Raw genomic sequence first — 14,103 nt, forward strand, 5'->3', positions numbered from 1 at the left:
ATTGTGATATATCCCTTTATTTACATTATAATTTCTTAAGAATTATACTTATTTCTAGACCTTCATTTACAATATTTTCTGCTTTAATATTTCCTTCATGTGCTTTTATAATGTCATGAGCTATAGCCATTCCTAAGCCAGAGCCCTCTACTTTATTTCTTGTATTAGTTCCTCTATAATATCTTTTAAAAATATTATTTAATTCTTCAGTAGATACACCCTTTCCATTATCCCTAATGGAAATACTTATATTATTATTTTTCAATTTACTTATAACAATTTTTACTTTTACACTTTCGCTATTATGAATAAAGGAATTTATAATTAAATTTACAAATACTCTTTTTATTAATTGTTCATCTACTTCTAAAAATATCTCTTCTTCTGAATAAATAAACTCTATATTCTTATGGTTATATTTTTCATCATTTATAATATCAATTATTACATGTCTTATTAAAGATACTATATTTATTTTCTTTTTATTTAATACTAAAGAATTATTTTTTAATCTTGTTGATAAATTTAAATCCTCAACTAAAGTTTTTATATATTCACTCTTTTTCATTATAATATTACAGTACTTTTCTCTTGTTTTATTATCAATATCATATTCTGTATCTGAAAGTATTTCTGCACTTCCCATAATAGATGTTAATGGCGTTTTTATATCATGAGTAATATTAGAAATCCACTCTTCTCTCATTTCTTCAAGTTTATTTCTTTCAATTTCATTGCTATTTAATCTATCCGATAGCTCATTTAATTTAATTTCTACATTATAGTAAATTCCTTGCTTTATATTGTTTTTCAAATAAACCCCTTTAGACAAAGAGATTATTTTATTAATAATCCTATTTATAGGTTTTGTAATTCTTAGTGTAAATAAAAAACTCATTATTAAAATTAAACCTATATTTATAATTATTAATATAGGAAATTTATGCGCTCTTTTAACTAGTTCAACATCATATGAAAATGTTGTTCTATTTACTTTATTAGCATCTAAAAATAATAAATAAGTATAATTTTTCTCTTCTATTATCTTTTCATTTAAAAACATGGTTACATCTTCACTGGTATACATATTTATAAGAGATAAATTAGAGTACTGCTTTGGTGCACTTGTAGGCTTTCTATAACTAAATACCTCTTCATTTTCTTCATTTAATACTTGTAATCCCATATTATTTTCTTGCAAAAAGCTTAATCCTTTATCATCTACCATTATCTTGTTATCTTTGGATAAAAAAATGTATTCTTTAAAAGATTCTATAATCTCATCTGGATTGTAATTATATAATGCAGATTGATTATAAATATTTATTCTCATAAAAGATATATTAACTAAAAAAATAATAGAGCATGCTGCTATAAATGTTATAAAGTAATGAAGTATAAGTTTACCCTTCATAAGCTAATCCCCCTTAGTAAACTTGTACCCTAAACCAATTACTGTTGTTATATACTTAGGTTTTGATGGGGTATCCTCTATCTTTTTTCTAAGCTTTCTTATATGTACTGTAATGGTGTTATCATATCCGAAGAAGTCATCTCCCCATACCTCTTTACAAATCATTTCCTTGCTTATTATTCTATTAGGATTATTTACTAAATATATTAATAATTTTAACTCTTTTGCAGTAAACTCTAAGGATTGACTTCCTTTATATACCTCTCCAGTTTCTTCATTTATACTTATATCACCAAATTTAATTATATTATTTTTACTCTTAATTTCTTTATTAATATTCTTATCAAATACTTTTAATCTTACCTTTAATCTAAAAGCTACTTCTTTAGCGCTAAAAGGCTTAGTTATATAATCATCTGCACCTATAGCAAAACCTAGCAATCTATCTACTTCTTCATCCTTTGCAGATATAAATAATATAGGAACTTCACTAAATTTTCTTAATTCATTAAAAACATCGTATCCACTAATATCGGGTAACATTATATCTAAAAGTACTATATCTGGTTTAACTTTATTAAATAGGTCAATTCCATTTCTCCCATTATTAGCAATATATAAGTTTTTAAAACCTTCTCTTCTTAATACAGTATCTAATATATCAATAATATCTTGCTCATCATCAATTAATAAAACTTTATATCTATCAAAAATATTGCTCATATACATCATTTCCTTTCTTTAGCTATATAATATCACAGAACTGTTTTAAGTTTTTTTCTCTTCTACATATTTAAGATGGATTTAAGACTGAGTTTATATTAATTAAAGGTCCAAGCTTTAAACTTAATCTATATTAAAATTTTATATTTTAGGAGGTCAATTTATGCAAGCAATTATGGAACCCATTTTTCATGTGGTTTATTTAACTACAGTTATTACTCTAGGATTTAAGATGGTAAGTAAATCTAAGGATAATTACTTTAAATCCTTTGGTATGATGTCAATAATCTTAGGATTGGGAGATTCATTTCATCTTATACCAAGAATTTATGCATTATTAACTACGGGTCTAGAAAGCCATCCAGTATCTTTAGGATTTGGTAAGCTAGTTACTTCTATAACTATGACAATATTCTATTTAATTCTTTATAAAATTTGGAAAATAAAATTTGATGTTAAAAATACTAAAACATTAGATATGATAATGTATTTATTATCAGCATTAAGAATCACCCTTTGCCTATTCCCTCAAAATGAGTGGTTTGTAAATAATCCTCCAGTTAGTTGGGGTATTTATAGAAATATTCCTTTTACAATTATGGGGATTATCATGATTTACTTATTATATAGTTACGGTTCTAAATACAATAATAAAGACTATAAAAATCTTGGAATAGCAGTATTTTTATCATTTGCCTTCTATGCACCAGTTGTTCTTTGGGCTTCTGAAAGCTTTTTAGTTGGAATGCTTATGATTCCAAAAACATTAGCATACGTTTGGGTAGTATTGATTGGATATAAAGAATTTAAAAAATCTATTAAATAAATATAAGGGACTGCTTAAAACAGTCCCTTATTTACATACTATTATACTTATTTCATACTATTATTAATTAAGTCCTCAATATCTACCTTTATTTTTAAAGGCTTTACTACTGGTCATATCTATTTACTACATTTCCTTCAGCATCAATTAAGAATTTAGTGAAGTTCCATTTAATTTCTTTTCCCATTAAACCTTTAGATTGATTCTTTAAGTATTTATATATTGGATGAGCATTGTCTCCATTTACTTTTATTTTTTCGAACATCGTAAATGTAACTCCATAATTTAATTGGCAAAAGTTTTGTATTTCTTCATTGCTTCCTGAATCTTGATTAGCAAATTGATTACAAGGAAAACCTAAAATCTCTAACCCCTTATCTTTATAAATATTTTATAATTTGTCTTAATATTCTTAATAACTTATAATATAAATGAATAAATAAATGGAGGTTTTCTATATGAATATTAAACAAGAAGTCAGTATAAAAAAAATATCTCAAGATGCAGAAGATTTATTTCGTGGTGGCTTTTTTTGCTCTGAAGCACTAGTAAGTTCAATTCGTTCTAATTTTGAATTAGATATACCTGAAGAAGTTATTGCTATGGCTTCAGGATTTCCTGTTGGTATTGGACGTTCTAAATGCCTATGTGGAGCAGTATCAGGTGGGGTTATGGCTTTAGGTTTATTCTTTGGACGCACAAAACAAGGAGATTCTAAAGTAGAAAAAAATCTAGAATTATCAAAAGAATTACATGACTGGTTTAAAGATGCTAATGGCAAAAATGCTCTTTGTTGTAGAATATTAACTAAAGGCTTTGATATGTCATCTGGTGAACATAAAGAACAATGTATTAAGTTTACTGGTATGGTTGCTGGAAAAGTAGCTGAAATAATAGTACGAGAGCTAAACTTAGTTAATGTAGATAATTTAGTTACAGTATAGGAGTATAGATATGTTAAAGAAAATACCACTTCCTATTGCTGGAGTAATGTTAGGCTTTGTTGCCTTAGGTAATCTACTTCAAAGCTATTCTGAATCTATCCGTTTAGCCTGCGGAATAATATCTTTAATTTTAGGATTATTATTAATATGTAAAATTACTATATATCCATCTATTGTAAAAGATGATATGAAAAATCCCATTATAGCTGGTGCATTTGCAACATTTCCAATGGCTATAATGCTTTTATCTACTTATATAAAACCCTTTATTGGAGAGAATGCTGTTTTTATTTGGTACTTAGGCATAATCCTTCATATAATCTTAATAGTTTATTTCACAATAAAATTTATATTAAAGTTTAATATAAAAAAAGTTTTTACACCATATTTTATAGTTTATGTTGGATTGGCCACCTCAAGTGTTTCTGCACCAATATTTCAAAAAACAAATATCGGTACAGCAGCATTTTGGTTTGCATTTTCACTTTGCATGATATTATTAGTGGTTATAACCTATAGATATATTAAACATAAGGAAATTCCAAATCCAGCTCAGCCATTATTCTGTATATATACAGCACCAGTAAGCTTATGTCTTGCTGGATATATTCAGTCAGTTCAAATAAAATCATTGTTAATGATAGGTTTTTTAGCTATTCTATCATTCATAATATATATTATAGTTCTATTTAAATTACCAAAGTATTTAAAAATGCCATTTTTCCCAAGCTACTCAGCATTTACTTTTCCATTTGTTATAAGTGCAATTGGAATGAAAATGACTATGGCCTACTTAACTAATATGGGTTATAATATGGTATTTCTAAAATATATTGTATTATTACAAACAATTATTGCTACCTTATTGGTAATATATACATTATATAGATTTATATTATTCTTAGTCCCAGAAAAAGAAAACTATTCGATAGTTCAATAACTGTTATTAACACTTAATTATCCTTATTTTTAATTGAACTAATATACTAAATTTATTTTATAAATAACATATAAAGGATATAAAATCAAATATGATTCTATATCCTTTATATATTTAAACAAATTTTAACTATTAAGATTCCTATTGAGAAGAAATACATTATCTATTTCATTGCCTTCTTCATCATAATATTTTACTTCTGCTCCAGTTATATAACCGACTGAATCTCTATCAAGTACACTTCCTTGAATTTCTAATAAAGCTTCTTCTTCCATTGGAAGATCTACTTCTTTAGTTTCATAATCTCTTTGACATACTATTTTTACTTTCATAACTCTCCTCCTTTATATAAATAGTATTGTTCAATAGATTATAATTTATTTTTACTGTAATTTATTTATCTATTTATATATATAGATTATATTAGTATAATTAAGTAAAAAAGCAGTTATATGTAAGTTAGTAAAAACTGAAGGAATTTATGGAGGAAATTTTATGAGCAATATAAAAGTTATTATTATGGATGTTGATGGCACATTAACAAATGGTAAAAAGGTAGTTACAGAAAAAACTAAAAATGTTTTAATTAAAGCACAAAAATTAGGAATAAAATTAGTTCTAGCATCTGGAAGACCTACTTCAGGATTAATTGACTTAGCTAAAGAATTAGAAATGACTGAGCATGATGGACTTTTAGTATCTTTTAATGGATCAAAAGTAATTGATTGCCAAACCAATAAAGTTTTATTTAATGAGACAATGAGTGTAGAAGAAGGACAAGCTGTTCTTGAACATATGAAAAATTTTAAAGTAAAGCCTATGATTGATAAAGGAAATTACATGTATGTTAATGATGTTTTCGATAATGAAATACAATATAATGGTGAGCCATTTAATATAATTGAATATGAAGCTCGTGGTGGTAAATTTAAACTATGTGAAAAAGATGACTTAGCTGAATTTGCAGATTATCCTTTAAATAAGATTTTAACTGCTGGAGATCCTGAATATCTCCAAGAGCATTATAAAGAAATGATGGAGCCTTTTAAGGATAAATTAAGCTGTATGTTTACCGCTGCTTTCTACTTTGAATTTACTGCTAAAGGAATTGATAAAGCTAAGGCTATAGATACTGTTTTAATTCCTATGGGATATAAAAAGGAAGAAATGATAGCCTTTGGTGATGGACATAATGATGCTTCAATAGTTAAATATGCTGGTATAGGTGTAGCTATGGGAAACGCAGTAGATGATCTAAAAGCTATAGCTGATGAAGTAACCTTATCTAATGAAGAAGATGGAATTGCTTATACATTAAGTAAATACATAAAAGGCATAGATTTAAATTAATATATAAATTTCTAAAAAATAGCTGTCTTTACGACAGCCATTTTTATTTTACTCTATTCATATATTTATAAATTGGAAATCCTACTAATGTTATAATAATTCCCCCCAAAGATATAATTGGTGATGTAAGGAGTTGATTTACTACAACAAACCCTCCACCTACTATAGCTACTAAAGGAATTATTGGATATAAGGGTACTCTATATGGTCTATAAAGATTTGGTTTTCTTTTTCTTAATAGGATAACTCCTATAAATGTAAGAACATAAAATACCCATACTGCAAATACAGTTAAATCACTTAATAAATTAAATTGACCTGTTAAAGCATATATACTAGCAATAATAGCAATTAAAAAAATAGCATTATAGGGAGAACTCCCCTTATTTACTTTTAAAAGCATTTTGCTTCCTGGTAATAATCCATCGGTACTTAATGCATATGCAACTCTAGGACCAGTTAGCAAATATCCATTTAATGTTCCAAATACAGATATCAATATACCTATAGAAATTACCTTTCCACCAATAGGTCCAAAAATTTTAGTTGCTACAAGTGAAGCTGGAGAAGTTACACTAGCTAATTCACTTGCCGGAACAACCCATAAATAAGCAACATTAATTGCTAAATAAACTGCCATTACTAATGACAATCCACCTACTATGGCCTTTGGTAAGTCTTTTCCTGGATTTTTCATTTCCCCTGCAATAGCTCCAACATTTATCCATCCATCATAAGCAAATAATGTAGATATAAGAACTTGCCCCAAAGTAGTTATAGTATTTACCCCCTCTCCTACTAAGGGATTAAATACTGATGTGCTATTTCCTTTTATAAATCCAAATACAATAATTAAGACTAATGGTACTAACTTACCAACAGTTGCTATAGTTTGAATATATCCTCCAAAAGATGATCCTATGGTATTTAAAAATGCAGTTAATAATATTATTCCTATTGCTATTGGTAATACAATTTTCATATTATCTGAAGTAGAGCCTAGAAGCTCTGAAGCCTGCTGTGCAAATATTACAGCACAAGCTGCTATAGTTCCTGGAAAAAATAAAACTGTTTGCATCCAACCAGTTAAAAAACCCAAGGCTTTACCATAAACTTCTTCAATATAAATCATCATGCCACCTGTTCTTGGTATTGCAGCTGATACTTCAGTAGCTGTAAGCCCTCCAGCTATAGTTATAAGCCCTCCTAAAAACCACGCTATAAGTCCTAACCCTGGAGCTCCGTTAGTTGCAGTATATATTGCTTGAGGTTTGAAAAATACACCTGAACCTATAACTACTCCTACAACTGTAGATAATGCAGCTAAAAATCCAAGATTTTTTTGAAGTTCTTTATTCATAAATACCTCCATGATACTTAATAGTATAAAGTTAGTATTTCCTCTTTTTCTTTTTTCAATTAATAAAACTAAGTAAAAGTTAAAATCTTTATTTAATTATAAAAAAAGCTTATACTTAAGTGAGACTCTAAATCTTTGATTTAGTTAGTCGAACTTACTCCTACGAACGAAGTGAATAGGAGTTTCCTATCTCGACTCCAAAACTTGTTTTGGTTAGTAGAACTTACACAGAGTGTACTCCTACGAACAAAGTTAGCAGGAGTTAAGTCATAAATTTAAATTTGTTATCTTTGCGATGAACTTAAAATATAAAATAGATTGCGGGGTTTATATATGAGAAAAAAAGATATACTGGAATTAAAAAAGCGTTTTAAAAAAGATTATTGTACCTTTACTAAAATGTGTGGTTGCTATGTAAGTGGAGAAAAACATATTATCTTAAAATTTAGAGAAACCTTTTTAAATTTAGATGAAGATGAGTACTTTAAGTATTTAGAAATGGCTAAGAAAGTATTATCCGGAACTATTGGAAATAACATCTTGGAATTAAACTTTCCACTAAATGAAGATTTTCTAAATGAAAAGCAAGTATCACTTATGAAACTTAAAAATAGTCAATTAAAAGATGATTCTCTTCTTGATGATTTTTATGATTCAATTATAGATAATTATGATTATACTGGTAACTTTTTGATACTAATTTTTCATGATGCTTATGATGTTATTACTAAAACTAAAGATAATGCAAAGTTAGATGAGTCAGAAGAAGTATATGAATATATATTATGTGCAATTTGCCCTGTTTCACTTTCAGACCCTGGCCTTAGATATTTTGAAGAAGAAAATAAAATAAAGGCCCGTATTAGAGATTGGGTAGTTGAGGCTCCTACTAACGGCTTTGTATTTCCAGCCTTTATTAATCGTAGTTCAGATGTCAATTCTATTATGTATTACACAAAAAATGCAAAGGATACCCATCCTGAGTTAATGGAAAATGCTTTAGGCTGCTATTCAAGACAAACTGCTACTATACAAAAAGAAACTTTCCAATCAATTATTAAAGATTCTCTAATGGTTGATGAAAAAAAAGCAGATAAAGTCTTTATGGAAGTTCAAGAAAACCTAAATAATATGATAGAAGAATATGCAGCTACCTATGATGATGTAGACCCTGAACCTATAACCTTAACTAAAAATGATATACAAAATCTTTTAATAGAAAGTGGAGTTCCAGAAGAAGTTACTACTAAAATCGAAAAATCTTATATAGAAACTTTTGGTGATGATCTTCCTTTAGCTGAAAATTTAATAGACTCAAAGGTTCTTAAAATAAATGAGCAAAGAAAAAGAGAGGAGCATCTTCAAAAGCAAGTAGAAGTTCTTCAAACTAGGTTAGAAGAAGTTAAACAAGAAGTAGCAATAGCTACTGAATCTAATCTAAATACTGAGGATAATGACCCTAGTTTAGAAAATACATCTAATGAAGTTTTAGAAATAAATCAAGATAAAAACTCAGACCAAAATGCTGACTATGATGTTATTCTAGAGGTAAAACCTGAAAAAGTGTCACAAATTAAATCTCAAATAATTGATGGGCAGAAGTGCATAGTTATTCCTATTAGTGAAAATGAGCAAGCTAAAGTTAATGGTAAAGATGACTTAATTTAAATTATATAAATAAGATAAATTGGAGGATTTTAAAATGGTACAAATTGAGAAATATGAAGAGGAAATAAAGGTGTTTGAAAAAATATCTTCTATACAAGCAGAAAAATTACTATCTACTAAAGATATAGTAGCTATTTACATTGGAAGGGCAACCTGTCCATTTTGTCGTAAATTCGTAAAAAAATTAAGTAGCATTTATACCGAAATTAACAGAACTATTTTTTATATAGATAGCGCTAATTCTGCTGATGAAGAACTGGCTTCTTTTAGAAAAAAATATAATATCTTAACTGTTCCTGGATTTATTGTTAGTAAGAATGGAGAGGTAGAAGTACGTTGTGACTCTTCAACTCCAGAAGAAGAAATATTATATATGCTAAAATAAAAAAGTGTTAAAATATCATAGCAGGATCCAAGTCACCTCGCTATGATACTCTAACACTTAAAAACTGAAGAATGGAAATTATAAAACGTTATTCACAGGGTAACATTTTATAATTTCCTAAAAAATAATAATATTGTTAAACTATCATATTAAGATTACGTCTCAAATTTCAAGTCGACGCCATATAAAATTTAAGCTCATTATATACTAATTACATAAATTAAATTTAATTTTTTAATATGAAATTTTTTAGTATTACAGCTCTAATAGCCTCGTATTTAATATAGTCAGGTAAGCTTTTTTTAATAGCTTGAATCTTATCTATTTCATTCTTATTAATAGCATCTAAAATCATTTTTTCATTATCTTTATCAAAATACCTATCAATATCTACACTAATACTATAATCACCTGTTGATTTTATATAATCTGTTACATACCCAAGAATAGTTGAAATTGATATTTCCATATCCTCTGATATTGCCTCTATCTCTTCCCCCATATTCATTCTATCCAATGCTATTTCCGAAACACTCCTAGTTTCTCCATCTATAATTAATTTTTTTCTCTTCTTTTCTTTCCAAATAGGATTAATTGATTTTTCAATAATATATTTATCTACTTCTTCAACTATTTTGTCACCATATGCTTCTATTTTCTTTGGGCCAATTCCTGCAATATCCTTAAGCATTTCTAAATTATTAGGATAACGTCCACTTATTTCTTTCAAAGTATTTTTACTTAGAACCATAGACACAGGAAGATTTAATTTATTAGCAAATCCTTGTCTTATATTAATAAGTCTTTCTAAAAGCTCCTCATTAGTATTAATTTCAAAGTAATCATCTTCTCTTTCCAGATTTTCTTCTGTTTCCTGACTTACATTTTCAATTACTATTTCTTTTTTAATATTATTTTCAATAATATATTCCTTAATAATACTTATAAACTTTTCACCATATCTCTCATATTTAATTTCTCCTACTCCTGAAATCTCAAGAATTTCTACCTTGGTAGTAGGATACTTTATGCTCATTTCTCTTAAGGTTCCATCTCCAAATATCATATATGGAGCCTTCTTTTCTTCTTGTGCTATTTCTTGTCTCAATAATCTTAACTTCTCAAATAAATCATTAAATTCAACTTTATTGCTTTCAATATTAACTTCCTTAAGTAGAACTTTCACCTCATCCTTTATTACCTTAAATGATATATTGTTTAAGGCTACAGTTCCAAATTCTTCATTAACATCTAAATATCCATGAGCAATTAAAATGTTTGTAAACTCTTTCAATCCATCACTAGAATAGTTCTTCATTATTCCATAGGTACTTAATTCATCAAAGCCTAAATTTAAAAGCTTTTTATTTTTTGAACCTCTAAGCACATCAACTATCATTCCTACTCCAAAGCTTTTCTTCATTTTATAAACACAGGATATAACCTTTTGTGCATCTATAGTTCTATCCTTAACTTCACCTTTACTCAAACAATTACTGCAGTTTCCACATTCCCCTTCATAGGAATCTCCAAAGTACTCTAAGATATATTTTCTATAACAATTATTTATATAAACTAGCCCTGTCATTTGTTGAAGTTTCTTATACTGATTAGTTTTTCTTATTGGATCCTCTGTGCTAACCTCAATTAAATACTTTTGAGTAATAACATCAGCTGGTGAAAATAGCATAATACATTCACTTTCTTCACCATCTCTACCTGCTCTACCTATTTCTTGGTAGTAACCTTCAATATTTTTAGGCATATTGTAATGAAGAACATATCTTATGTTAGGTTTATCAATCCCCATCCCAAAGGCATTAGTAGCAACAATTACACTTGTTTCATCGTTTATAAACTGTTCTTGATATTTAATTCTCTCATCATTTGAAAGCCCTGCATGATATCTCCCCACATTAATATTATTTTTTTTCAGTAACTCATAAATACTATCAACTTCTCTTCTTGTGGCTGCATATATTATTCCAGAATCCCTCAGATTATTTTTAATATAATTTAATACAAACTTTCTTTTATCTACACCCTTAACAATATTAATTCTTAAATTCTCTCTATCAAAACCAGTAATAAATATCTTAGGATCATTAAGCTTTAGTAAATTTATAATATCCCTTCTTACCTCTTCTGATGCTGTTGCTGTAAAAGACGTTATAATAGGTCTTTCTATAAGTTTATCAATAAATGTTGATATTCCCTTATAACTTACTCTAAAATCATGGCCCCATTGAGATACACAATGAGCTTCATCAATAGCTAGTTGAGATATTTTAGCTTGAGTTATCACTGTAATAAACTCATTAGAATGAAGTCTTTCAGGCGCAACATAAATTATTTTATACTTATTGTTTACAATTCCATTTATAACTTCATTAAATTCATAAGTAGATAAAGAGCTATTTAAAAATGCAGAATTAATCCCCATTAAATTTAAAGTATCTACTTGATCCTTCATAAGAGATATAAGAGGTGAAATTACTATTGTTATTCCATCTAAAATCAAAGCTGGAACTTGATAACAAAGAGATTTTCCTCCTCCAGTTGGCATAATTGCAAGAACATCTCTGCCATTTAATATTTCATCTATTATTTTTTCTTGTCCTCTTCTAAAACTCTTATATCCAAAATATTTTTCTAAAACTTCTAACTTATTAATTGCCAAAACTCTTCTCCTTTTATATCATTCTATATTTCCTTAGCTTAATTATAGCACTTAATTCTAAAACATATTCTAATAAGCTGAATCAAGAAAACTATAAGTAGTTAATACTAATCCTTTTTTTGATTTTATATGAAAACAAAAAAGACTATAGCTTAAACTATAGTCTTATAACAATCTAAAATTATCTTCTATTTTGTTCTTTTTTAGCTCTTCTACAAGATATACATCTTGTTGGCTCATTATCGAATCCTTTTTCCTTGTAGAATTCTTGCTCTCCTACTGAAAATATGAATTCACTTCCGCAATCTCTGCATGTTATTGTCTTATCTGTCATAAATATTCCTCCTAAAATTAAAGATTCTAAATTGATATATAATCTCTAACTTTTGAGAAACTATTTACCTGAATTTGAAACTTTTTTTGTTAGCTCTTGGCTACTTATTTATAATAACACGAATTTTATTATATTGCAATGAATTTTTAAAAAATTTTAAAAATAATTAAATTTCTAATCAGTATTTCTATTATAAATCGCGTAAATCGACTTCTGCTAATATTTTTTCAAATGAATTCTAGCCACCGTTTCATCCTCATCCCAATATATTCTATCAGCTACTAAAGCTTCATCATTTAAAATAACTCTAGGAACATTTAATTCTTTTGCCTTAGGGCTAGTTCCTAAAATAAAATCTCTAAAAACTCTATAGGATGACTCATCAATAAGATGCCCAAAATGACGATATACTGGTTTTCCATCAAGAATATACTCTTGAAACTTAAAAATATTTCTAACTATTTGTCGTAGTGGTTCTTCTGTAATCCACATAAACATAGTCTTTCCTGCTCTTGGTGTCTGCTTTCCAGTTCTTCCTCCTACTTTTACCCAATAAAATTTTTTATTATTTCTTGACCACGCCATAGTTGGACATACCTTTACACAAGCACCACATCCTATACATTTATCAACTTGCTTTGCTGCTTTTCCATTTTCCCCATACAAAGCGTTTGTAACATGTTGCTTACACTCTCTAACACAAGCACCACACCCTATACATCTTTCGTAATCATAATCTATTTTAGATATTCCCATTATTCCAAAGTCACAAAAATTAGCCTTCGCACAATCATTAGGACATCCAGCCACAGCAATCTTTATATGATAATCATTTGGATATATATCTTTTTCTAATTTCCTAGCAAGAGATATAGTATCTATATTTGCATATGTACAATGATATGATCCTATACAATTCATGATATTTCTAGCTCCAATAGTTGCATATCCTTGATCCACAGTATCTAACTCTATTCCACAGATGTTAACTTCTAATTCTTGTATTATAGGAGCTAATAACTTATTCACATTATTAATATCTTTATATAATATATCTGGTATAGATAGCTTTTGTCTTGTCTGCATATGAATTTTCCCACTACCATATTTTTCCGCAATTTCTTGAACTATTGGTAATAGGTTTGCAGGAAAAATACTTCCTGGAACTCTTATGCTTACCATAAAATTTCCTCTAACCTTGGATTCTCTATATTCATTATTTCTTAATTTTGCTAAATCTAAATTGCCTATCATAATAATTCACCTCCTAGTCAACTAGACTTTTTGCTTCTTTATAATTAAATATTGGGCCATTAAGACATACATAGGTTTCATTTATTCTACAGTGACCACATTTACCAACTGCACAACTCATATTTCTCTCAAAACTTAACCATATATTTTCATCTTTAATATCATATTTTTTAACTTCCAAAGCTGTAAATTTCATCATTGCTGGTGGCCCTACTATTACAATAT

At 27.8% G+C, this 14,103-nt stretch carries 14 protein-coding genes and 1 pseudogene; 6 read left to right on the forward strand and 9 right to left on the reverse strand.

What is annotated here, in order from left to right:
* Positions 1-25: 25 nt before the first annotated feature.
* Both BN6774_RS00495 and BN6774_RS00500 read right to left on the reverse strand, forming a co-directional pair.
* Positions 26-1,414 (reverse strand): sensor histidine kinase, encoded by a 1,389-nt coding sequence (locus BN6774_RS00495; RefSeq protein ID WP_066889174.1) that lies wholly within the window; start codon positions 1,412-1,414, stop codon positions 26-28.
* Between the two features lie 3 nt (positions 1,415-1,417).
* The gene (locus BN6774_RS00500; RefSeq protein ID WP_066889176.1) at positions 1,418-2,137 is read right to left on the reverse strand and encodes a response regulator transcription factor; all 720 of its coding nucleotides are present in this window, start codon (positions 2,135-2,137) and stop codon (positions 1,418-1,420) included.
* A 163-nt stretch (positions 2,138-2,300) separates the two neighbouring features.
* Between BN6774_RS00500 and BN6774_RS00505 the strand changes: the two genes are divergently transcribed.
* The gene (locus BN6774_RS00505; protein ID WP_066889178.1) at positions 2,301-2,963 is read left to right on the forward strand and encodes a hypothetical protein; all 663 of its coding nucleotides are present in this window, start codon (positions 2,301-2,303) and stop codon (positions 2,961-2,963) included.
* A gap of 47 nt (positions 2,964-3,010) precedes the next feature.
* Here BN6774_RS00505 and BN6774_RS00510 read toward each other — a convergent pair.
* Positions 3,011-3,348 (reverse strand): annotated as a pseudogene (locus BN6774_RS00510) (glutathione peroxidase); the annotation flags it as partial.
* 73 nt (positions 3,349-3,421) lie between these two features.
* Between BN6774_RS00510 and BN6774_RS00515 the strand changes: the two are divergent.
* Together BN6774_RS00515 and BN6774_RS00520 are read left to right on the forward strand one after the other, a co-directional pair.
* Positions 3,422-3,907: a C-GCAxxG-C-C family protein gene (locus BN6774_RS00515; RefSeq protein WP_066889180.1), complete on the forward strand. Its 486-nt coding sequence runs from the start codon at positions 3,422-3,424 to the stop codon at positions 3,905-3,907.
* A gap of 10 nt (positions 3,908-3,917) precedes the next feature.
* Positions 3,918-4,847, forward strand: coding sequence for a TDT family transporter (locus tag BN6774_RS00520; RefSeq protein WP_066889182.1), 930 nt, complete (start codon positions 3,918-3,920; stop codon positions 4,845-4,847).
* A 125-nt stretch (positions 4,848-4,972) separates the two neighbouring features.
* Here the strand turns inward: BN6774_RS00520 and BN6774_RS00525 are convergent, their stop codons facing one another.
* On the reverse strand, positions 4,973-5,179 hold the full coding sequence (locus BN6774_RS00525) for a hypothetical protein (protein WP_066889184.1): 207 nt from the start codon (positions 5,177-5,179) through the stop codon (positions 4,973-4,975).
* Between the two features lie 163 nt (positions 5,180-5,342).
* Between BN6774_RS00525 and BN6774_RS00530 the strand changes: the two genes are divergently transcribed.
* Positions 5,343-6,197 carry a Cof-type HAD-IIB family hydrolase gene (locus tag BN6774_RS00530; protein WP_066889186.1) on the forward strand — a complete coding sequence of 285 codons (855 nt, stop codon included), beginning with the start codon at positions 5,343-5,345 and terminating at the stop codon, positions 6,195-6,197.
* 43 nt (positions 6,198-6,240) lie between these two features.
* Here BN6774_RS00530 and BN6774_RS00535 read toward each other — a convergent pair whose 3' ends face one another.
* Entirely contained in the window at positions 6,241-7,557 is a 1,317-nt protein-coding gene (locus tag BN6774_RS00535; RefSeq protein ID WP_066889188.1) for an APC family permease, read from the reverse strand.
* A 333-nt stretch (positions 7,558-7,890) separates the two neighbouring features.
* Between BN6774_RS00535 and BN6774_RS00540 the strand changes: the two genes are divergently transcribed.
* Positions 7,891-9,225, forward strand: a complete 1,335-nt coding sequence (locus tag BN6774_RS00540; protein WP_066889190.1) for a DUF4317 domain-containing protein — start codon at positions 7,891-7,893, stop codon at positions 9,223-9,225.
* Positions 9,226-9,259: 34 nt separating this feature from the next.
* Positions 9,260-9,610 (forward strand): DUF6568 family protein, encoded by a 351-nt coding sequence (locus tag BN6774_RS00545; RefSeq protein ID WP_066889192.1) that lies wholly within the window; start codon positions 9,260-9,262, stop codon positions 9,608-9,610.
* Between the two features lie 226 nt (positions 9,611-9,836).
* Here the strand turns inward: BN6774_RS00545 and recQ are convergent, their stop codons facing one another.
* The 4 genes from recQ to BN6774_RS00565 all read right to left on the reverse strand — a co-directional run.
* Positions 9,837-12,290, reverse strand: coding sequence for a DNA helicase RecQ (recQ, locus tag BN6774_RS00550; protein WP_066889195.1), 2,454 nt, complete (start codon positions 12,288-12,290; stop codon positions 9,837-9,839).
* Positions 12,291-12,471: 181 nt separating this feature from the next.
* Positions 12,472-12,624: a zinc-ribbon domain-containing protein gene (locus BN6774_RS00555; RefSeq protein ID WP_008677353.1), complete on the reverse strand. Its 153-nt coding sequence runs from the start codon at positions 12,622-12,624 to the stop codon at positions 12,472-12,474.
* 216 nt (positions 12,625-12,840) lie between these two features.
* Positions 12,841-13,878: a sulfite reductase subunit C gene (gene asrC, locus BN6774_RS00560; RefSeq protein ID WP_066889197.1), complete on the reverse strand. Its 1,038-nt coding sequence runs from the start codon at positions 13,876-13,878 to the stop codon at positions 12,841-12,843.
* 13 nt (positions 13,879-13,891) lie between these two features.
* A partial coding sequence (locus BN6774_RS00565) for an iron-sulfur cluster-binding protein (RefSeq protein WP_456236279.1) occupies positions 13,892-14,103 on the reverse strand: 212 nt, incomplete at its 5' end.

The sequence above is a fragment of the Clostridium nigeriense genome (genome assembly GCF_900086595.1).
GTDB lineage: Bacteria > Bacillota > Clostridia > Clostridiales > Clostridiaceae > Clostridium > Clostridium nigeriense.